We start from the raw sequence: 18,597 nt of genomic DNA on the forward strand, positions 1-18,597 counted from the left end.
TCAGACCCGTGCCTCAGGATGGGGGCATGAGGGAGATCGAGGTGGAGTCGGCGGGCGGTCGCCGGCTGCACGTGTACGACACCGGGGCCGGGCGCGGCGGCGGGAGCGCGGGCGGTGACGACTCGCGGCTCGCCGTCTTCTGGCACCACGGAACGCCGAACGTCGGGGCGCCGCCCGGGCCGCTGCTGCCGGTCGCCGAGCGGCTGGGGCTCCGGTGGGTGTCGTACGACCGGCCGGGGTACGGGGGGTCGGCCCCGTGGCCCGGGCGCGACATGGCGTCGGCGGCGGCGCTCGCCGTGCGGGTCGCCGACGAGCTGGGCATCGAGCGCTTCGCCGCCGTGGGGCACTCCAGCGGCGGCCCGCACGCCCTCGCCTGCGGGGCGCTGGCGCCGGAGCGGGTGGCGGCGGTGGTGAGCATCGCGGGGCCGGCGCCGTACGGGGCGGCGGGGCTCGACTGGTTCACCGGGATGACGGCGTCCGTCGCCGGGTCGCTGCGGGCGGCGGTCGCGGGGCGCGCGGCGAAGGAGAAGCACGAGGCGGAGGCGGCGTACGACCCGGAGATGTTCACCCCGGCCGACCACGCGGCGCTGGCCGGCCCGTGGTCCTGGTTCGACGACGTCGTGGGCCCCGCCGTCGCGGGCGGACCGGGCGGGCTGATCGACGACGACCTCGCCAACGTCGGCCCGTGGGGCTTCGACCCGGCCGCCGTCGCCGTACCGACGCTGCTCCTGCACGGCGGCCGGGACCGGATCATCCCGTACGCCCACGCGGAGTGGCTGGCGCGCCGCTGCCCGGCGGCGGAGCTGTGGGCGCAGCCGGACGACGGCCACATATCCGTACTCGAATCCGCCGCGGTGGCGGCGCTGGAGTGGCTCTCCGCGCACCGCCAGGGCTGACCTGGAGAGGGACGCCGGTCAGCGTCGCGTGCGCGCGCCGCCCTCGTCGTCGATCTCCATGTGGTCGAAGACGGTGGCGTACATCTCCTCGGCGTCGTCGGCACCGGCGTTCGGGCGCCCTTCGACGATCACTTCGACGGACCACATCTCGTCCGCGCTCCGCCCGCCGTAGAAGAGGTTCAGGCGGTGCTGGGGCAGAGCGTCACGGCCGCTGTCCGAGGCAGGAAGCGTCTCGGCCTCGAGACGGGCGGCCCGGCGGCCCTGGAACTCGGCCGGCGCAACGGTCCCGTCGACGTCCCGGTACGTGCCGGAGTCCCGTTCGAGGCCGGCCAGTGTCGAGTCGGCCACCTCGCGTTCGGTGCGTACGTCGGCGTCCCAGTGCGCGACCTCGATGCGGGAGCGACCGTCGGGAGACGCGTAGCCGAGCCAGTCCCCCCAGGCGGCGCGGTCGAGTTCGCGCTCGTAGCCCGCGGGGACGGGGATGCGCAGCCGCACGGCCTCCTCCTCCGCCATCCGCCACCCCTCGGGCAGGCCGTCGCCGGAGGGGCGTGCCAGCGCGAGCAGCAGGGCTGCCGCCAGCGCCAGCACCGCGGTCGTCGCCGTGCCGGCCAGGGCGCGGCGGCGCCACCTGCGCGCGCCACCGGCGCCCGCGCCCGCCCCGGCGGGGGACGCCGGCGCGGACGGGGCCGCGGCCGGGACCGCGAGCGGGTCCGGAGCCGGGGACGGGGACGGAGACGGAGACGGAGACGGAGACGGGGACGGGGACGGGGACGGGGACGGGGCGACGATCGCGCGCAGGGCGTCGCGGATCTCTGCGTGCGCCGGACGGTCGGCCGGCTCCTTGGCGAGCAGCCGCAGGATGACGTCGCGCAGGGCCCCGGTGGCGTGTTCCGGCGGCGGCGGCTCGGCGGAGATCACGGCCTGCAGCGTGGCGGCGGCGTTGGTGCGGCGGAAGGGCGAGACTCCCTCCACGGCGACGTAGAGCAGCACGCCCAGCGACCACAGGTCGGACTCCGGGCCGGGCTGCTCGCCCCGGGCGCGCTCCGGGGCGAGGTACTCGGGCGTGCCGATGAACGCGCCGGTGTCGGTCAGCCGCGGATCGCCCTCGACATGCGCGATGCCGAAGTCGGTGAGCACGAGCCGGTCATGGCGGCCCCTCAGGACGTTGGAGGGCTTGACGTCCCTGTGCAGCACGCCCGCCTCGTGGGCGGCGGTCAGGGCCTCCAGCACGGCCAGGCCGACGCGGGCGGTGTCGCGCTCGGCCAGCAGCCCGCTCTCCAGCGCCTCGGCCAGCGACTGGCCGCGTACCAGCTCCATCACCAGCCACGGCCGCCTCTCCTCGACGACCACGTCGTAGACGGTGACGACCGAGGGGTGGTCGATCCGGGCCGCGGCCCTGGCCTCGCGCCGCATGCGCTCGTACATCCGGACGCGCACGGCGTCGGGCACGGTGTCGGGAAGGCGGGGCTCCTTCACCGCGACGTCGCGGTCCACGACCTGGTCGTGCGCGAGCCACACGGTGCCCATGCCGCCGTGCCCGAGGGGCTCGGTCAGCCGGTACCGCCCACCGAGCAACCGGCCCGCGCCGGCCCCGGGGGTCTCCGGGGTCTCCGTGGTCTCGTTCGGCGCTGCCCCGCGGCTGTCCATGGCCCCCATACATACCGTCTGCGGGCCCGGGCGACATTCGAACGCGGAGATCCCGCGGTCCGCGGCAGCCGCGGGGGCCCGCACCTCCGCGTGCGTCGCGCGCCGGCAACCGTGCTGCCCCGACGGGCTCGGCCTGCGTCGGTGGGGCAGTACCCAGGGCTGTTCTACGCGTCGGTCGCCTTCTCCACGGGCATCCACAGCTCGTACCGGCCATGGGTCTGCTCCTCGTCGGCGTACTCGGCCAGGATCATCTCGGGACCGGGAACACTCTGGTAAGGATTCGCGGGGAACCATTCCCGGAACGCCTTCGGCCACAGTTCCTGCAGCGCGGCGGGGAAAGCTCCGGTCGACTCCAGTACGAGCCACGTGGCCGCCGGCACGTGGAGCACGTCGAAGTCCTCCGGGGCCGCCTCGGTCGTCGCGGCGGCGACGTAGTAGTCGAGCTCCGTCCCCTCCTCCCGCGACTGTGGGATCGCATCGTGCACGCTGAGCGGACCGCCCGGCTCCTGGTCGGAAAGGTCCGCGATCCGTGTCCACTGGTTGTCGGGCACCCACCCTCGCCCCCGAATGGTATGTACCTCCTGGAGGCGCTTTCACGCAGACTCGGCTACCCCGCCAGCCCAACGGAGGCCGGCCTCGCACGGCCGAGGGAGCACAGGGCCGTGCCGGCGTTCTCCTGGGAGGCCGATCCGGTCCATCACCTCGCCCGTCTGACCCGGGCCGACCTCGACCCCGACCAGCGGTACCTGCTGGACACCGGCACCTACAGTCTGACCGCCCTGAGCGTCCCCCTGCCGCAACCCCGCCTCCTCGAGACCAGCCGAACGCTCGCAGGTAGCGCGGAACAGGCGGAGGCCGCGGCGATGGACCGCATGGCCCGCGGATTCGCCGACTACGCAGAAGCCCACGGCGGTGCCTCGGCCCGCACCGCCCTCACCGCGTTCCTCGCGCACGACGTGGTTGCCTGGCTGCACGCGCCGGCCGACGACGCCGCCCGGCGCTGCATTCAGTCCGCCGCCGCGCAACTGACGGTCCTGCTCGGCGAGATGTGCGCCGACAGCGGCACCCACGCCCTCGCCCAGCACTACCACCAAACGGCCGCCTCACTGGCCGAGACAGCGACCTCCACCTCTACGTCATCGCCCTGCGAGCCCTGACCACCCACGCCGGCGAACTCGGCCACCACCGTGCCGCCTTCCCGCTCGACCGGTACGCTGCCGAACTCACCCGGGGGGACGCACCGCATCTCACCCGCGCGTACGCTCAAGCCCAGTACGCCGTTTCCGCCGCCCACACCGGTGATCGCCCCACGGCGCTCGCCGCGCTCACCGCGGCCGAGCACGCACACGCACAGGCCGACCAGGTCCCGGGCCCGTTCAGCTCCTACCCGATCGCCGCTTTGACCCACCAACGCCCTCAGGTGCACATGGCGCTGGGCGACTGGACGACGGCCACCGCCGCCCTCCAGGCTTCGTTGCGCCGGCTCGCGGCCTCGGAGCGTCGCGCCCGCGCCCTGGGCCATGCCGACCTCGCCGCCCTCTACCTGCGGCGCGGTCACCTGGAGAAATCGCTCCGGCACTGGCACGCCTTCCTCGGCGACTTTCCGGCGCTGTGCTCCGATCGTGCAAACTGCCGTCTGGACGACATGCGCAAGCTCCTTGCCTCCTACCCGTCCCACCCCGGAGCGGCCGCCCTGCTGCGCCGCACCAGGGGCTTGGCCGGACCGGCCTTCGCAGCTCCACCGGGCGGCGGGTTCAGACGAGGCGGCGGTCGATGACCCCACCAGCCCCGGTCATGGAGGCCAGGCGCGCGTACATCAAGGTCGCCGATGTTCCGGCCGGGATCGCGTTCACCGGCGCCGAAAGCGATGCGGGACGTGACCTTGATGAGGGCCGCTCTCCGGACGCTTGATCGCTGCTTGCGGATGCGGTTAGCGTGAGGGAGTGCCGGACTCCGCGCAACTCCTCGCCTTCACGGCCGCCGCGCTGCTGCTTGCGGTCATTCCCGGCCCGGGCATGCTGTACGTCGCGGCGCGCAGTCTCAGCGGTGGTCGCAGCGTCGGTGTTCGATCTTCCGTCGGCACCGCGGTCGGCGGTACCGCCCATGTATTGGCGGCCGCGGTCGGCCTGTCGGCCATCCTCGCCACTTCGGCCACGGCTTTCGCGGTGGTGAAGTATGTCGGCGCCGCGTACCTGTTGTGGCTGGGTCTGACGACCATCCGCAGCGCGGGCACGTCCGCCACGGCTTTCGACGAGGCCCCCGGTGGCCCCGACAAGGGTGCTCTGCGTCAGGGCGCGGTCACCGAGTTGCTCAACCCGAAGACCGCGTTGTTCTTCCTGACGTTCCTGCCGCAGTTCTGCCAGCCGGAGAACGGACCGGTTGCCCTCCAGGCCGCCGTCCTCGGCCTCATCAGCATTTCTCTCAACACCGCCATCGACATCGTCGTCGCCTTCGTCGTCGGGCCGCTCGGCCAACGGCTCATGCGGAATTTCAAGCTGTGGCGGCGGCAGCGCCAGGCGACCGGGGGCCTGCTCGTCGGACTGGGCGTCTACACCGCAGTGCGCAACTGAGGCGCGAACGAGACAGCGAGCTGCGGGCTCATGCCCGGTGCGATGACGGCCAGAGCGTCGGGCGAGCAGGCATTGCCGACCACGCCCGTGATCCACACGGTTGGTTCCCGGGAACCAACCGGGATGGTGCGCCGGCCAGATGTGCGTGGACCGGAGCTGGAGATCCACTGTGACCGGACGATCAACCAAGCTACATGCCGCGTCTCGCTGACGAGCGACACCATCAATGCCGTCTCACAAGCAGCTCACGAGACGATTTCCGGCTCACCGAGCTGGAAGAACGCGACGAACCGCAGGTCACACGACACCAAGGAGAAGAAGATGGATGGCCGCATGGATCAGGCGACCATCTGCGGGGTGCCCCCGGCAGGATTCGAACCTGCGCACACGGCTCCGGAGGACTCTTGCCTTTCCCGCGTTCTCGCAGGTCGAAAGCCTGCCTGACGCCTTGTCAGGGATGCGGTCCCGTGCATATCCCGTGACCAGGAAAACTGCTGTTTTAACCGATATATCCATTTGGATTCTTCTCTGCTGGCGCGCCGGGATCATCCGCCTTGCCCTCGCGCGTCAGCCGATCCGGTCGGCGGTGAGCTAGGGGTAGGAGGCCAGGACGTTCGTTACGCCTTCGCATAGTCTCCGGGCTGGTGGTTGATCTCCTGCTCCGCTGTGGGGTCGGTGGTAGTTGTCATGGATGTTCCAGATGCCGAGAGCCTCACGGCGCTGGTCTTCGGGCAGCCGGGTTCGGGCGTAGAGGAATCTTCGGCGATGATCCGGTTATAGCGCTCCACTTTGCCGTTGTGGCGAGGCGTGTAGGGGTTATGCGCTGGTGACGTGTGCCGAACAGGGCCCGGGAGAACACGCTGGAGCGGTAGCAGGCGCCGTTGTCTGTGACGATGCGTTCGATCCGGGTGATGCCATGGGCTTCGAACCAGGCTCTGGCTCGATGCAGGAACGCAATGGCGGTGGCGGCCTTCTCGTCGGGCAAGGCTTCGGTGTAGGCGAGCCGGCTGAATCCGTCGACGGCGGAGTGAAGGTAGACGTAGCCGCCGCGTTCCCTCTTATTCTTGCGACGCTCGACGGCCTTAGCCTGGCGGCTGCCGCGTCCGTGGGCCCGCCAGCCACCGCCGTCCGGTATCCGGCCGACCTTCTTGACGTCGATGTGGACAATATGGCCAGGCCAGCGGGCGGTGATCTTCCGTGGCTCCCGGTTCGTGTCCCCGGTGGGGTCGATGAACCTGCGGCGGTGCAGCCCCAGCGCGAGCAGATGACGCGACACCGTGCGGCGACTGATCGAGATGCCCTCGGTCTGAAGCTCGAAGGCGATCCGCGTCGCCGACCACTTCGCGGACCGGCGCAGCACATCGATCCTGGCGACCACATCGGCGTTGGTGGCGGTCGGCTGGCGTCGTGGTGCTGAGGAACGGTCCAGCAGACCGAGTTCGCCGTGCTGGCGGTAGCGGTTCACCCACTTCGATGCGCAGGCGCGGGAAATGCCCATCTCGGCAGCGACGTGAGTGATCGGGCGGCTCTCGCATCGTTCGATGAGGCGACGGCGCGGGGATGGTCGGCGATGGAGACATAGCGGCCGCCGGGGGCGAGGGCGGCGGACGCGTCGGTGCCGGCGGTGTCGAGGATGACCGGGTAGCGGCCGCGGGGCAGGTCGTCCGGGCGGTGCCAGACCTCTTCCGCGCCGAGCTCGAGGGTGGCCGGTTCGTGTTCGGACCGGGAGACCAGGGCGTCGACGTGGGCGCCGGCGAGGTGGGCGAGTTGGACGGTCAGACCGCCGACCGCCCCGGCGGCGCCGATGACCAGGATGCGCTCGCCGGCCGCCGTTCTTGCGCTGCGCAGCGCCTGCAGGGCGGTCGTCCCTGTCAGAGGCAGGGACGCAGAATCGGCCAGCGCGATGCTGCTCGGCGCGGGGGCGAGCAGGTGGCCGGGCAGGGTGACCAGGTCGGACCAGGTGCCGCGGCCGGTGGCGATCTGCGCGGACATCGCAATCACCGGGGCGCCCCCCTCTTGGGCGGTGTCGTTGGCGGCGACGACGCGGCCGGCCAGGTCCCGGCCGAGGGTGGCCGGCAGCCGCGGTCCGACCTGCCAGGCGCGGGTCTTCCAGTCCACCGGGTTGAGGCTGCTGGCCGCCGCGCGGATGATGACCTCGCCCGGGGCGAGGGCGGGTTCCGCTATTTCGCGGACGATCAGGGCGTCGGGGCCGCCGTGGCGGTCGATCTGGACCGCACGCATGATCAAAGGGGTCCTTCCAAAGTTGAGGATGTGGTGATCAAGCAGCGGTGGGAACCGCCGGGTTGTCCGGGTGCTCGCCGGTCCGTGTGCGGGGCAGGACCAGGTAGGTCAGGGCCAGGCCGAGCAGGCTCAGCGCCGCCCCGGCCAGGCCGGTGAAGCGCAGCGCCCCGGCGGCCACGATGAGCCCGCCCAGGGCGGAGCCGGCGGCGACGCCGAGATTGAACGCGCCGACGTTGACGGCGGTGGCCAGGTTCGGGGCGGCCCCGGCGTGGCGCATGATCAGCCCCTGCAGCGGGGCGATCGTGGCGGTGGCGAGGAGCCCCAGGACCAGGACGGCAAGCACCGCGGTGGGCTGCCATGCGACGGCGAGCGGGATCGCGGCGAGCACGCCGGTCAGCCCGCCAAACACCCCGCGCACGGTCTGGGACATGGCCTTGTCGGTGAGCCTGCCGGCGATCAGGTTGCCCAGGAAGCTGCCGGCGCCGTAGGCGAGCAGCAGGGCGGACACGGCGGTCGGGGAGAAGTCCGCGACGCGGGTGAGCAGCGGTGTGATGTAGGTGTAGACGACGGCGACGCCGGAGAAGCCGACCGCGGTGGTGGCGACCGCCAGCAGCACCGGCTTTTGCAGCATCACCCCGATCTCGTCCCGCGGGCGGGCGGCCGGCGCCTGCTGCCTGGGCAGCACCGGCGCCAGCAGCGCGATGGCGACCAGGGTGAGCGCGGTGAGCACCCAGAACGGGGCGCGCCACCCGGCAGCATGCCCCAGCAGCGACCCCAGCGGCACCCCGAGCAACGTGGCCACGGTGAAGCCGGACGCCACGGCGGCGATCGCGGAGCCGGTCTTGTCCTCGTCCACCAGACCGGTGGCCATCACCAACGCCAGCGCCAGGAATGCGGCGTGGCTGAGCGAGGAGACCACCCGCCCGGCCAGCAGCACCGTGAACGTCGGCGCCAGGGCGCTCACCGCGCTGCCCGCGGCGAACAGCAGCATCAGCCCGATCGCCAGACCTTTACGGGGCAGGCGTGCGGTCAGCATGGTCACCACCGGTCCGCCGATCACCACGCCGAGCGCGTACGCGGTCACCGCCTGCCCGGCGGTGCCCTGCGACACCTCCAGATCCGCACCGACCTCGGGCAGCAGGCCCGCGACCAGGTATTCCGACGTACCGACAACGAAGACGCTCGCGCACAAGGCGGCGAGCCTGGCAAAGGTCTTGTCCATACCCCGGACGCTAAAGTCTCACATGGATGTTAGAGTCAAGTAGCACTGCCCAGCCTCAAGGCACCCGCGAGGAGGATCACGTGCGGATCGGTGAGCTGTCCCGCAGGACCGGCGTCCACGAACGGCTGCTGCGCTACTACGAAGAGCAGCACCTGCTCTCCCCCGAGCGACGGCCCAGCGGCTACCGCGAATACCGCGAGGACGACGTCACGACCGTGCGCCGCATCCGCAGCCTCCTCGCCGCCGGCCTCTCCACCGCCACCATCGCGACGATCCTGCCCTGCCTGCGCGAGGAGGAGGAGCGCCTGGTGCCCACCTGCGCCAACCTCCTCGCCGACCTGCTCTCCGAACGCAAACGGATCTCCCAGGCCATCACCGATCTGCAGACCTCCCGTTCCGCGCTCGACGACGTCATCGCCGCTGCACCCACAGACGTCGCCGAACGCGCCGACATCGCCGCAACGACTCACGCCACACCCACGACGAGGGCGTGACGCCTGCGTACAGAGCTCCCGCCTATGGGCAGGAGCATTGGTGGCTAACCGCCGTCAACAACATGCTGGCCAGCAACAACTGGGTGAACTCCCGCGCGACGAAGCAGCCGGGGCCGGTGGTGAGGGCGGGCTCGAAGCGTTCTCGGCATACGGCGATGCGGTCGGCGCGGTGGATGGTGACGGGGCTCCTACGTCCTGGCTCGCTGTGGTGCCTTGCGAGATCGGGTGCGCATATGCTCGATGCATGAGTTTCACTGTTCCTCACTGATCTGTTCCACGAATGCGGCACCGGCAGGGTTCACCCCCTCGTGGATGAGCGGTATTCGGGTCCGCAGGCCCACGAGCGAGAACGAGTTCTTCTCGACGATGCGGTAATCCATGGCCGTGCTCCCTTCGATCGTGAGGGTGAACGTGAGCTTCGGCTGCGACCGGAGAACGACGCCGGGCCGCCGTGCGCCCGCGGGACCGACCCCGTGCACGGTTCGAAACGCACGCGAGAACGCATCGGCGGATCCGTAGCCGAACCGGACGGCCAGGTCCTGCAACGGCTCGGCCCCGGACACGACGGACGCTGCCGCAATGGTCATGCGACGCCGCCGCACGTACTCGGACAGCGGCATTCCCGCCAACGCCGAGAACATCCGCCGGAAGTGATGCTCCGACATCAACGCGATGCGACTCGCGCGAGCCACATCGACGTCGCCTTCCAACTGCTGTTCCACGAGGGCCATCGCTTCGTTCAGCCGCTCCATGCTCACCTTCCTTTCGCATTCGACGCTACGAAAAGCACGCCCGGGCATGTCCGACGATCCGTGCGCGGATATGTCGTGCGCATCAGGAGACTGGCGCGCGACACGGCCTCTCGAGCGTCACCTGTAAGGACGTGATCCGCCGCTGCTCCGACGGCCGGCGTGCCGCGCCCCGTGCGGTGTCCGAGCCATGAGTGGCTGCCCCGCCGCTCCGCTGCCGCGCAGGTCGGATGCCGTGATCGAGCCCATGGCAGCGCCGGAGCGCGCCGCAAATTCTGGACTTGCAGGTCCAATTTCCGCGTCGCACAGTGGGACTCCGCCCTGGCCGCCCAGGGCCCGACCGGTCGAGACGCGGCATGCGGTTCGGCCGGGCGTGTGCGTAGCTGTGAACGAAGCGAGGGAGTGGACCATGTCGACACGCCTTGAGGGCAAGACCGCCCTGGTGACCGGAGCAACCAGCAACATCGGGCGGGCCGTCGCGGACGCGTTCGCGGCTGAGGGGGCGCATGTCGCCGTCTCGGGCCGCAGCGCCGGGCGCGGTGAGGAGGTCGTCGGCGCCATCCGCGCGCGCGGTGGCCGGGCCGACTTCGTGCGGGCGGCCCTGGACGGCTCCGCGGCCGCCTCGCAGGCACTGGCCCGGGAGGCGACGGGGGTCCTCGGGGGCCGCATCGACATCCTGGTCAACAGTGCGGGGATCTATCCCGGAGACAGCACGGTGGCCACCGACGAGAAGACCTTCGACGAGGTCTACGCGATCAACGTGAAGGCCCCGTTCTTCCTCACCGCGGCCGTCGCACCCGTCATGGCACAGGCCGGCGGCGGAGTGATCATCAACCTGGGCTCCTGGATCGCCCGCCTGGGTGTTCCGGCCGGCGCCCTCTACAGCTCCACCAAGGGAGCCGTCGAAACCCTGACCCGGGCCTGGGCCGCGGAGTTCGGGCCGCAGGGCGTACGCGTCAACGCGATCTCCCCGGGCGTCGTGCAGACACCCGTCCCGGGTGAGACCGATGCCGTGGAGGCCATGATGAAGGGCACCCCGGCGGGGCGGATGGGAACCCCCGAGGAGATCGCGAACGCCGCCGTGTACCTCGCGGGTGACGAGTCGGCTTTCGTGCACGGCGTCGTGCTCGACGTCGACGGGGGCCGCACCACCGTCGCCGTCATGGGCGGCTGAAACACGGCACCGCGCGGCGGCGTCCCGCCACGGCGGCCCGACCGGCAGGTGCGTGAACCGGCCGGGAGGGGTCACGGTGCCGCGCTTTCCAGGCGGCGCAGGTCCGTGATCCCCTGGTCGAGAGCCACGCGCAGGTGGGTGGACTGACCCGTCGACAGCAGGATCGACACACCCCCTTGAATCGCGGCCAGCAGCGCGGCGGCCCTGGCGTCGACATCGAGATCGGCGGGAAGCCGGCCGGCCGCCTGCAGCGACCGGATGCCCGCCGCCAGGCTCTCCTGCCAGCGGCGCATCAACTCGACCACGATCGCCCGCGCCCCGGGGGTCGAGCGCCCGACCTGGAGAAACAGCGACCCGAGCGGACACTCGTCCCCCTGGGTCTCGTAGCGGTTGATCACGACGTCCCGCCACCGCTCCCAGGCCTCCCAGGAGTCCAGACGGCCCAGATACGGCTGCTGGTCCTCCAGAACCTGATCCGCCTCGAACCGGGCCACCGTGAGCAGCAGTTCGTCCTTCCCGGCCGGGAAGTAGTGGAAGAGCTGACTCTTGCTGGTGCGCGTCCGCACCATGACGTCCTCCAGCGTCGCCGAGGAGACACCCTTCTCCCGCAGCACCGCCGCCGCCCCCTCGACGATCCGGCTCCGCGTCGCCAGCCCCTTCGCCGTCAGTTCCCCGCGCATGAGCTGCCTCCCCGGACTGGACTGCCGAGTCCATCTTTACCAGACCGGCGTCCGCGGGGTCAGGCGGCGGAGGTTTCCGCGGTGGCGAGCAGCACCGCGCGTCCGAGGGTGTGGCCGGCCATGGTGAAGCCGAGGACGGCCGGGGTGGCGTCGGCCGGGACGCCTAGGGAGGCGACGTCCAGGGCGTGCACCACGACGAAGTAGCGGTGCGGGCCGTCCCCGGCCGGCGGGGCGGCGCCGGTGTAGCGGGCCGCGCGGGCGTCGTTGGGCAACTGGTAGGCGCCGTCCGGCAGGTGTGAGCCGGTGTCGTCCCCGGCGCCCTCGGGGAGTTCGGTGCAGGTGGCGGGGATGTCGGCGACCGCCCAGTGCCAGAACCCGGACCCGGTGGGGGCGTCGGGGTCGTAGACGGTGACGGCGTAGCTCTCGGTGCCGTCCGGGGCGCCGTTCCAGGACAACTGCGGGGACAGGTCCTCACCGCCGGGCAGGGCGGAGGCGTGCTGCCCGGGCGGCCAGGCGGCGCCGTCGGCGACGGTGGCGCTGGTGACGGTGAAGGACGCCGCCTCGGGGAGACGGGCGAAGGGGTCGTTGACGTTCACGGTGATGCTCCTCATCAGGGCTGTGTGCCGGGGCGGCGGCGCGGACGGCCGCCGATGAATCGACAGTAACATAGAAAATCGATTTTCCTAGAGATCGTCTATGCTGGCGTCCATGACTGACACGCCTCACCGCCCCGCCGCCCCCGGGAAGCGGATGCTCTCCGAGCAGGTCTACGCGCACCTGCAGGACGCGATCATGCGCGGGGGCTACGCCCCCGGTGACGCCCTCAAACCGCAGGATCTCGCCCGGGAGCACGGCGTGAGCCTGGCCGTCACGCGCGAGGCGCTCGTGCGGCTGGTCGGCGAGGGTCTCGCCGACCGGCTGCCCAACCGCGGGTTCGCGGTCCCGTCCTTCTCCGACCACCGCTGGCAGGAGATCGCGGAAGCCCGCCGGACCATCGAACCGGTCGTCCTGCGCATGTCCGTCGAGCGCGGCGACGTCGACTGGGAGGCCCGCGTACGGGCCGCCCACCACCGGCTGGTCCGCACTCCGCCGTACGTGCCGGAGGAGGGCGAGTACTACACCGCCGCGTGGGCCGAGGCGCACAGGGTCTTCCACCGCACGTTGCTGGAGGGGTGCGGCAACCGCGCACTGCTGGAGACCTTCGACCGGCTGTGGACCGCGAGCGAGCTGGCCCGCCGCTGGGCGGCGCACCGCACCCCCGGCCGGGACGGCGTCGAGGAACACCGCAGGCTGGAGGAGGCGGCGCTGGCCCGCGACGCCGACACCGCGAGTGCGGTCCTGTTTCAGCACCTCTCGCTGACCGCGGCCGCCCTGACCGACGATTCCGGCCCGGCCGCCTAGGCCGCGCGGCGGCGGACCGAGGCGACGGCGCAACCGCGGCGCTACCGCCGTCCTGTACCTCTGGCGTACGCGAGAGCAATCTCCGTGGTCGGCGGGGAGGTCTGCGGCAGGGGGCGGCGGCACCGCCCGGTGTGCGCTCCGGACCGGCAGGCGGCAATCCCCGTATGCGAGAACGCGGTAATGGGCGCGCGTCGGCCCACGAGACCCCACAACCGTCTGGAGACGACATGTCGCAACGACCATCCCGTCGTGGCTTCCTGGGAATGGCCGCGGTCGCCGCGGCCGCCGCACCCGTGATCTGCTCCGGTCACGCCTTCGCCGCGGACCCGCGCGAGCTGCCGATCGTGAACCGCCCCGACCACCCCGGCGCCCTCCACCCCTCCGGGAGCCTGCGGCACGCGCAGACGGAGCCGCTCAACGCCACCGTCGACTGCGCGCTGTCCGGACGGAGGGACCGATGACCACCTTCGTGACCCGGTCCCAGTGGGGCGCGCGGGCTCCGCAGAACACCAACGGCAACATCACCCCGCAGAACGGCGGGGTGACCATCCACCACGTCGACGCCGTCCACGTCGCCCGCGCGAACCACGCGGACTGCGCCGCCCAGGTGCGCGGGATCCAGAACCACCACATGGACGGCAACGGCTGGGCGGACATCGCGTACAGCCACCTCGTGTGCGTGCACGACTACGTGTTCCAGGGCCGCGGCGAGAACCGCCGCACGGCCGCCAACGGCACCAACCCGGGCAACCAGAACTGGTACGCCGTCTGCGGCCTCGTCGGCGGCACCGCCGGCGACTACGACACCATCACCACCGGCCTGATCAACGCCTTCCGCTACGCCGTCAACCGGCTGCGCACGCAGGGCGGCGCGGCCCGGGCCATCTGCGGTCACCGCGACCACCTGAGCACCGCCTGCCCGGGGAACCTGTACGGGAACGGCGTGCTCAACGGCGCGACCAACCCCGGCGGCGGCCCGCTGCCCCACCCCGGCGTCAACTTCCGCCAGCCGCCGACCTTCAGCCACGCGAGCGTGGCCACGTGGCAGAACCAGATGAACGCCGCCCACGGCTACAGCCTCACCGCGGACGGCGCCTACGGCCCGAACTCGGACGCCGCGTGCCGGAACTTCCAGTCCCGGAAGGGCCTCACCGTCGACGGCATCGTCGGCCCCGCCACGTGGGGCGCCACCTTCCCCGGCTGACGGACCTGCCCCGGCCGACGGACCGCCGCCCCCGGCTCCGCGTCCGGTGCCGGCGCGCGGAGCCCGGGCCCGAGGGGGACACCCCCGTCGGGCCCGGACTCCCCCGGGGCCACGCGGTGTTGCCGCCGGTGCCGATGCGCCGGCCCGCACCGGGGACGGCGCGGCGGGCTTGCCCGCGTGGTCCGGTCCGGCCGGGCGCCGTTGCGGCTCCGGCCCCGCGCTACGGCTTCCGGGCGACTCCGCCGTACGCGGCCACGTCCGCCGCCGTGTTCCCGGGGTTCTCCGGCCGCCATCTCGGGCAGGAGACGACACCCGGCTCCCACAGGTCCAGGCCCTCGAAGTAGCCCTCGATCTGCTCCGGGGCGCGCGCCGTGTACGGGACCGCCGCCCTCGGGTTGTGGCGGCGCAGGGCTTCGACGTATGCCGCGTCGGTGGTCGTGCCGTCGTTGAGCCCCAGGTAGCTGCCCGAGGGCAGTGCGGCCGTCAGGCGGCGTACGACCGACCGTGCCTCGGCGTAGTCCTCGACGAGCCCGAGTATCCCCATGAGCATCAGCCCGACCGGCCGGGTGAAGTCCAGCGTGCGCGCCGCCTCTTCGAGGATCCGGTCGGTGTCGCGGGCGTCGGCGTCGATGTACTGGCACCGGCCCTCGGGCGTGGAGGTGAGCAGCGCCCGCGCGTGGGCGAGCACCAGCGGGTCGTTGTCGACGTAGACGATCCGCGCCTCCGGCGCGCCCCGCTGGGCGATCTCGTGCGTGTTGTCGGCAGTGGGCAGCCCGCTGCCGACGTCCAGGAACTGACGGATGCCCGCGTCGCGCACCAGGTGCTCGACCACGCGGCCGAGGAACTGCCGGGAGCACCGCGTGACGTCGGCCATTCCGGGGAAGACCGCGACGATCGCTTCCGCCGCCGCCCGGTCCGCCTCGTAGTTGTCCTTGCCGCCCAGCAGGTGGTTCCAGATACGCGCCGAGTGCGGGCGGCTCGTGTCGATCGCGCCCGGTGAGTGGTCTGCCACGGGGGCCGCCCTGGGAGTCGTGGAGGTGGGTGGGACGTCGGCGCTCAACGTACTGCGGGGCCGCCCGCGTCGGAAAGGTGCAGGTCGAGCGTGAGGTGCGCGGAGAGGGCGGTGAGGAAGTCGCGGGCGTCGAACATTGCGCCGGCCGAGGCCACGCCCGTCGTTCTGGTCCGTCCGGTGAGGATGCGGTGCGCCGCCTCCACCGCGAGCGGGGCGGTGACGGCGTAGATGTCCCGGCCGGCGGCCGTGGCGCGCCGTTCGGTGCCGTCGGCGCGTACGAGGACGTCGACGAGGAACGTCTGCGCGGACCGGCCGCGTGCGTCTGCGGCCGTCGGCGGCGGGGTGTCCGGGGACGACAGGTCCCTCGCCGCGCCGGCCGCCATGTACGTGCGCACCTCCGGGACGGCGAGGTGGCTCGGGACGGTGACGACGTCGGCCATGCTGAAGTCGCCGAGGACGGGCCGGGGGCCGGCCGGGGCCGGGAAGGGCCAGTCCAGGACGGGGAGTTCGTCGTCGTGGTACTCCAGCCGGCCGTTCGTGTAGCGGACGCGCCGGCCGCCCCGCCGGGCGCCGGAGACCCTGCCCGCGGCACGCGTCCCGGCCGTGGGGTGCCAGTCGCTCAGGCCGTACGCGAGGTGCGCCTCGTCGGCCGTCGTCCAGTCGCCCATCGCCGCGGTGGTCAGCAGGTCGCCGAGGCCGCCGAAGAAGGCCATCGCGGGGACGACCACCGCTCCGGCGGCCGCGGCGGGGTCCGCGAAGCGGGCGAAGGTGTCGGCGATGGCCTCGATCTCGGCGGCCACGTCCACGTACGGGATCCCGGCGCGCAGCGCCGCCTCGATCACCGGGGCGGCCGTCGTGGCGAAGGGACCCGCGCAGTTGATCACCGCCGCCGCGCCGGCCAGGGCGGCGTCGAGCGCCGCCGCGTCGGCGACGGTCGCCGGGCGGGCGTCGAGGCCGGTGGCCGAGGCCAGCGCCGCCAGCCTGCCGGCGTCACGGCCCGACAGGACGGGGACGTAGCCGCGGTCCCGCAGTTCGTCCACGACGAACCTCCCGGTGTGCCCGTACGCCCCGAACACCGCCACCGCCCGGCCCGATCCCATGGCTTCTCCCCGCTCTCGAATGATCCGCCGCGCACATCCTCGCGAGGGCGGGCCCCCCGCCGCGAGTGTCCGTAACGACATCGCCCGTACAATTCCGGACATGGACACCGTCGCGCTGGCCGTCACCGACGGGATGCTGCACTTCGAGCTCTCCGTGGCGTACGAGGCGCTCGACTCCGCCCCGGACGACGTGGCCGGCCCCTGGTACGACGTCACGGTCTGCGGGTCGCGGGCCGTGCGGGTCGGGCGGTTCCTGCTGGAGCCCGACCACGGGCTCGACCGGCTCCGGGACGCCGGCACGGTCATCGTCCCCGGCTGGGCGGACGTCGACGCGGAGCCGCCCGCCGACCTGATCGACGCCGTACGGGCGGCGCACGCGGCCGGCGCCCGGATCGCCTCCCTCTGTACGGGCGCCTTCGTGCTGGCCGCCGCCGGGCTGCTGGACGGCAGGCGCGCGACGACGCACTGGGCGCACACCGGGGTCCTGGCCGCCCGCTACCCGGAGGTGGACGTCGACCCGGACGTGCTCTACGTCGACAACGGCAGTGTGCTCACCTCCGCCGGGAAGGCCGCCGCGCTGGACCTGTGCCTGCACCTCGTACGCCGCGACCGCGGCTCGGCGGTCGCCAACGCCGTCGCCCGCCGCCTGGTCGTGCCGCCGCACCGGGACGGCGGGCAGGCCCAGTTCGTCGCCGCGCCCGTGCCCGCCGTGGCCGACCGGCCCCTCGCCGCGCTCCTCGGCTGGGTCATGGAGCGCCTCGACCAGCCGCTGACCGTGGCGGACCTGGCCCGGCAGGCGCGGATGAGCTCGCGCAACCTCGCGCGCCACTTCAGGGCCGCGACGGGCGCCACCCCGTGGCAGTGGCTGCTGGCCCAGCGGATCCGCCGCGCCCAGGAGTTGCTGGAGACCACGGACAGCAGCGTCGAGGCCATCGCGGAGGCCACCGGCATGGGCACCGCCACGACGCTGCGCCGGCACTTCCACCGCACCGTCGGCGTGCCTCCGGCCGCGTACCGCCGCACCTTCCGCGCCGTCCACCGGGAGGGGCGCCCTTGACCCTTACGTGGCGTGATGCCGCACAGTCGGGGGTGTGGCGGAACATCTGACCGTGGGGCGCGTCGCCGAACTGGCCGGGGTGAGCGTGCGCACGCTGCACCACTACGACGACATCGGCCTCGTGCGGCCGTCCGCGCGGACCGCGGCCGGCTACCGGGCGTACGCGGCGGGCGACGTGGAGCGGCTGCGGGAGGTGCTCGCGTACCGGCGGCTGGGGTTCGGGCTGCGCGAGATCGCGGAGCTGGTCGACGACCCGGCCGGCGACGCGGTCGCGCACCTGCGCCGGCTGCGCGGGCTGCTGCTGGCGCAGCGCGAGCGCGCCGCCGCCATGGTGGCGGCCATCGACGGGGAACTGGCGGCCCGGGCGAAGGGGATCAGGACGATGCCGGAGGAGCAACTGAAGGTGTTCGGAGCCCAGTTGTACGAGGTCATCGGCTCCGCCTATCCGGCGACGCGGCGCACGGAACCGCGGATCGCCGCGCGGATCTGGGAGGCGCTCGGGGACGCCCGTACGGTGCTGAACGTCGGCGCCGGCACCGGGTCGTACGAGCCGGCCGGCCGGGACGTCACGGCGGTGGAGCCGTCGGCGGTCATGCGGGCGCAGCGGCCCGCGGGCGCGGCGCGGTGCGTGGCCGCAGGCGCGGAGCGGCTGCCGTTCCCGGACGGGGCCTTCGACGCGGCCATGGCGGTGAGCACCGTGCACCACTGGCCGGACCCGGTGGCCGGCCTGCGCGAGATGCGGCGGGTGGCGCGGCGGGTGGTGGTGCTGACGTACGACGCCTGCGACCCCGGCCGGCGCGAGCGGTTCTGGCTCACCCGCGACTACCTGCCGGAGTTCGCCGGCCTCCTCGCCGACTGGCCGTCGCTGGCGGACCTCACCCGCGCGATCGACGCCCGCGCCGAGCCGGTGCTGATCCCGTGGGACTGCGCGGACGGCTTCTTCGAGGCGTACTGGCGCCGGCCCGAGGCCTACCTGGAGGACCACGTGCGCCGCGCGGTGTCGGTGTGGACCCGGGTGGGCCCGCAGGCCGAGCGGCGGGCGGTGGCCGGCCTGCGCGAGGACCTCGACTCGGGCCGCTGGGCGGACCGCAACCGCGACCTCCTCGCCCTCGACGCCGCCGAACTGGGCCTGCGCCTGCTCACCGCCTGA

General features: G+C 72.8%; 21 protein-coding genes and 1 pseudogene. 12 read left to right on the forward strand and 10 right to left on the reverse strand.

What is annotated here, in order from left to right; genetic code table 11:
* Window positions 1–26: 26 nt before the first annotated feature.
* Window positions 27–896 carry an alpha/beta fold hydrolase gene (locus O7599_RS11265; protein ID WP_281622000.1) on the forward strand — a complete coding sequence of 290 codons (870 nt, stop codon included), beginning with the start codon at window positions 27–29 and terminating at the stop codon, window positions 894–896.
* An 18-nt stretch (window positions 897–914) separates the two neighbouring features.
* Here the strand turns inward: O7599_RS11265 and O7599_RS11270 are convergent, their stop codons facing one another.
* Window positions 915–2,543 carry a serine/threonine-protein kinase gene (locus O7599_RS11270; RefSeq protein ID WP_281622001.1) on the reverse strand — a complete coding sequence of 543 codons (1,629 nt, stop codon included), beginning with the start codon at window positions 2,541–2,543 and terminating at the stop codon, window positions 915–917.
* A gap of 164 nt (window positions 2,544–2,707) precedes the next feature.
* Entirely contained in the window at window positions 2,708–3,094 is a 387-nt protein-coding gene (locus O7599_RS11275) for a GyrI-like domain-containing protein (protein ID WP_281622002.1), read from the reverse strand.
* A gap of 111 nt (window positions 3,095–3,205) precedes the next feature.
* Here O7599_RS11275 and O7599_RS11280 point away from each other — a divergent pair, with 111 nt between their 5' ends.
* From O7599_RS11280 to O7599_RS11295, 4 genes are all read left to right on the forward strand, one after another.
* Complete coding sequence (locus O7599_RS11280) at window positions 3,206–3,700, forward strand: hypothetical protein (protein ID WP_281622003.1); 495 nt, start codon at window positions 3,206–3,208, stop codon at window positions 3,698–3,700.
* A 269-nt stretch (window positions 3,701–3,969) separates the two neighbouring features.
* Window positions 3,970–4,320: a hypothetical protein gene (locus O7599_RS11285; protein ID WP_281622004.1), complete on the forward strand. Its 351-nt coding sequence runs from the start codon at window positions 3,970–3,972 to the stop codon at window positions 4,318–4,320.
* A gap of 166 nt (window positions 4,321–4,486) precedes the next feature.
* Window positions 4,487–5,113 (forward strand): LysE family translocator, encoded by a 627-nt coding sequence (locus O7599_RS11290; RefSeq protein WP_281622005.1) that lies wholly within the window; start codon window positions 4,487–4,489, stop codon window positions 5,111–5,113.
* A gap of 42 nt (window positions 5,114–5,155) precedes the next feature.
* Window positions 5,156–5,557: a hypothetical protein gene (locus tag O7599_RS11295; RefSeq protein WP_281622006.1), complete on the forward strand. Its 402-nt coding sequence runs from the start codon at window positions 5,156–5,158 to the stop codon at window positions 5,555–5,557.
* A 147-nt stretch (window positions 5,558–5,704) separates the two neighbouring features.
* On the opposite strand, the pseudogene O7599_RS11300 reads toward O7599_RS11295, so the two are convergent.
* From O7599_RS11300 to O7599_RS11310, 3 genes and pseudogenes are all read right to left on the reverse strand, one after another.
* Window positions 5,705–6,656, reverse strand: a pseudogene (locus tag O7599_RS11300) (IS481 family transposase).
* Window positions 6,575–7,354: an NADP-dependent oxidoreductase gene (locus O7599_RS11305; RefSeq protein ID WP_281622007.1), complete on the reverse strand. Its 780-nt coding sequence runs from the start codon at window positions 7,352–7,354 to the stop codon at window positions 6,575–6,577. Before O7599_RS11305 ends, O7599_RS11300 begins: the two are co-directional and overlap by 82 nt.
* A 37-nt stretch (window positions 7,355–7,391) precedes the next feature.
* Window positions 7,392–8,576 carry an MFS transporter gene (locus O7599_RS11310; RefSeq protein WP_281622008.1) on the reverse strand — a complete coding sequence of 395 codons (1,185 nt, stop codon included), beginning with the start codon at window positions 8,574–8,576 and terminating at the stop codon, window positions 7,392–7,394.
* Window positions 8,577–8,656: 80 nt separating this feature from the next.
* Here O7599_RS11310 and O7599_RS11315 point away from each other — a divergent pair, with 80 nt between their 5' ends.
* The gene (locus O7599_RS11315) at window positions 8,657–9,070 is read left to right on the forward strand and encodes a MerR family transcriptional regulator (protein WP_281622009.1); all 414 of its coding nucleotides are present in this window, start codon (window positions 8,657–8,659) and stop codon (window positions 9,068–9,070) included.
* Window positions 9,071–9,321: 251 nt separating this feature from the next.
* On the opposite strand, the gene O7599_RS11320 is transcribed toward O7599_RS11315, so the two are convergent.
* Window positions 9,322–9,822 carry an AraC family transcriptional regulator gene (locus tag O7599_RS11320; RefSeq protein WP_281622010.1) on the reverse strand — a complete coding sequence of 167 codons (501 nt, stop codon included), beginning with the start codon at window positions 9,820–9,822 and terminating at the stop codon, window positions 9,322–9,324.
* A 406-nt stretch (window positions 9,823–10,228) separates the two neighbouring features.
* On the opposite strand from O7599_RS11320, the gene O7599_RS11325 reads away from it, so the two are divergent.
* The gene (locus O7599_RS11325) at window positions 10,229–10,993 is read left to right on the forward strand and encodes an SDR family oxidoreductase (RefSeq protein ID WP_281622011.1); all 765 of its coding nucleotides are present in this window, start codon (window positions 10,229–10,231) and stop codon (window positions 10,991–10,993) included.
* 71 nt (window positions 10,994–11,064) lie between these two features.
* Here O7599_RS11325 and O7599_RS11330 read toward each other — a convergent pair whose 3' ends face one another.
* Window positions 11,065–11,673 (reverse strand): TetR/AcrR family transcriptional regulator, encoded by a 609-nt coding sequence (locus tag O7599_RS11330; protein WP_281622012.1) that lies wholly within the window; start codon window positions 11,671–11,673, stop codon window positions 11,065–11,067.
* 59 nt (window positions 11,674–11,732) lie between these two features.
* Window positions 11,733–12,269, reverse strand: coding sequence for a YbhB/YbcL family Raf kinase inhibitor-like protein (locus tag O7599_RS11335; protein WP_281623350.1), 537 nt, complete (start codon window positions 12,267–12,269; stop codon window positions 11,733–11,735).
* Window positions 12,270–12,381: 112 nt separating this feature from the next.
* Between O7599_RS11335 and O7599_RS11340 the strand changes: the two genes are divergently transcribed.
* From O7599_RS11340 to O7599_RS11350, 3 genes are all read left to right on the forward strand, one after another.
* Complete coding sequence (locus O7599_RS11340) at window positions 12,382–13,074, forward strand: GntR family transcriptional regulator (protein WP_281622013.1); 693 nt, start codon at window positions 12,382–12,384, stop codon at window positions 13,072–13,074.
* A 227-nt stretch (window positions 13,075–13,301) separates the two neighbouring features.
* Window positions 13,302–13,535, forward strand: a complete 234-nt coding sequence (locus O7599_RS11345) for a twin-arginine translocation signal domain-containing protein (RefSeq protein WP_281622014.1) — start codon at window positions 13,302–13,304, stop codon at window positions 13,533–13,535.
* Complete coding sequence (locus O7599_RS11350; RefSeq protein ID WP_281622015.1) at window positions 13,532–14,278, forward strand: peptidoglycan-binding domain-containing protein; 747 nt, start codon at window positions 13,532–13,534, stop codon at window positions 14,276–14,278. The genes O7599_RS11345 and O7599_RS11350 overlap by 4 nt, the downstream gene beginning before the upstream one ends.
* 220 nt (window positions 14,279–14,498) lie before the next feature.
* Here O7599_RS11350 and O7599_RS11355 read toward each other — a convergent pair whose 3' ends face one another.
* Together O7599_RS11355 and O7599_RS11360 are read right to left on the reverse strand one after the other, a co-directional pair.
* Window positions 14,499–15,290 (reverse strand): SAM-dependent methyltransferase, encoded by a 792-nt coding sequence (locus O7599_RS11355; RefSeq protein ID WP_281622016.1) that lies wholly within the window; start codon window positions 15,288–15,290, stop codon window positions 14,499–14,501.
* Between the two features lie 44 nt (window positions 15,291–15,334).
* Entirely contained in the window at window positions 15,335–16,390 is a 1,056-nt protein-coding gene (locus O7599_RS11360) for a saccharopine dehydrogenase NADP-binding domain-containing protein (protein WP_281622017.1), read from the reverse strand.
* Window positions 16,391–16,490: 100 nt separating this feature from the next.
* Here O7599_RS11360 and O7599_RS11365 point away from each other — a divergent pair, with 100 nt between their 5' ends.
* Both O7599_RS11365 and O7599_RS11370 read left to right on the forward strand, forming a co-directional pair.
* On the forward strand, window positions 16,491–17,447 hold the full coding sequence (locus tag O7599_RS11365) for a helix-turn-helix domain-containing protein (protein ID WP_281622018.1): 957 nt from the start codon (window positions 16,491–16,493) through the stop codon (window positions 17,445–17,447).
* Window positions 17,448–17,481: 34 nt separating this feature from the next.
* Window positions 17,482–18,597, forward strand: a complete 1,116-nt coding sequence (locus O7599_RS11370; RefSeq protein ID WP_281622019.1) for a MerR family transcriptional regulator — start codon at window positions 17,482–17,484, stop codon at window positions 18,595–18,597.

The organism is Streptomyces sp. WMMC500 (assembly GCF_027497195.1).
Lineage (GTDB): Bacteria > Actinomycetota > Actinomycetes > Streptomycetales > Streptomycetaceae > Streptomyces.

What these genes read in the sequence shown, in the direction of transcription:
- O7599_RS11365 (WP_281622018.1), top strand. Translation starts at nt 16,491, where the DNA reads ATGGACACCGTCGCGCTGGCCGTCACCGACGGGATGCTGCACTTCGAG.
- O7599_RS11330 (WP_281622012.1), bottom strand. Translation starts at nt 11,673, where the DNA reads ATGCGCGGGGAACTGACGGCGAAGGGGCTGGCGACGCGGAGCCGGATC.
- O7599_RS11295 (WP_281622006.1), top strand. Translation starts at nt 5,156, where the DNA reads ATGACGGCCAGAGCGTCGGGCGAGCAGGCATTGCCGACCACGCCCGTG.
- O7599_RS11310 (WP_281622008.1), bottom strand. Translation starts at nt 8,576, where the DNA reads ATGGACAAGACCTTTGCCAGGCTCGCCGCCTTGTGCGCGAGCGTCTTC.
- O7599_RS11305 (WP_281622007.1), bottom strand. Translation starts at nt 7,354, where the DNA reads ATGCGTGCGGTCCAGATCGACCGCCACGGCGGCCCCGACGCCCTGATC.
- O7599_RS11340 (WP_281622013.1), top strand. Translation starts at nt 12,382, where the DNA reads ATGACTGACACGCCTCACCGCCCCGCCGCCCCCGGGAAGCGGATGCTC.
- O7599_RS11270 (WP_281622001.1), bottom strand. Translation starts at nt 2,543, where the DNA reads ATGGACAGCCGCGGGGCAGCGCCGAACGAGACCACGGAGACCCCGGAG.
- O7599_RS11320 (WP_281622010.1), bottom strand. Translation starts at nt 9,822, where the DNA reads ATGGAGCGGCTGAACGAAGCGATGGCCCTCGTGGAACAGCAGTTGGAA.
- O7599_RS11265 (WP_281622000.1), top strand. Translation starts at nt 27, where the DNA reads ATGAGGGAGATCGAGGTGGAGTCGGCGGGCGGTCGCCGGCTGCACGTG.
- O7599_RS11345 (WP_281622014.1), top strand. Translation starts at nt 13,302, where the DNA reads ATGTCGCAACGACCATCCCGTCGTGGCTTCCTGGGAATGGCCGCGGTC.
- O7599_RS11350 (WP_281622015.1), top strand. Translation starts at nt 13,532, where the DNA reads ATGACCACCTTCGTGACCCGGTCCCAGTGGGGCGCGCGGGCTCCGCAG.
- O7599_RS11285 (WP_281622004.1), top strand. Translation starts at nt 3,970, where the DNA reads ATGGCGCTGGGCGACTGGACGACGGCCACCGCCGCCCTCCAGGCTTCG.
- O7599_RS11325 (WP_281622011.1), top strand. Translation starts at nt 10,229, where the DNA reads ATGTCGACACGCCTTGAGGGCAAGACCGCCCTGGTGACCGGAGCAACC.
- O7599_RS11360 (WP_281622017.1), bottom strand. Translation starts at nt 16,390, where the DNA reads ATGGGATCGGGCCGGGCGGTGGCGGTGTTCGGGGCGTACGGGCACACC.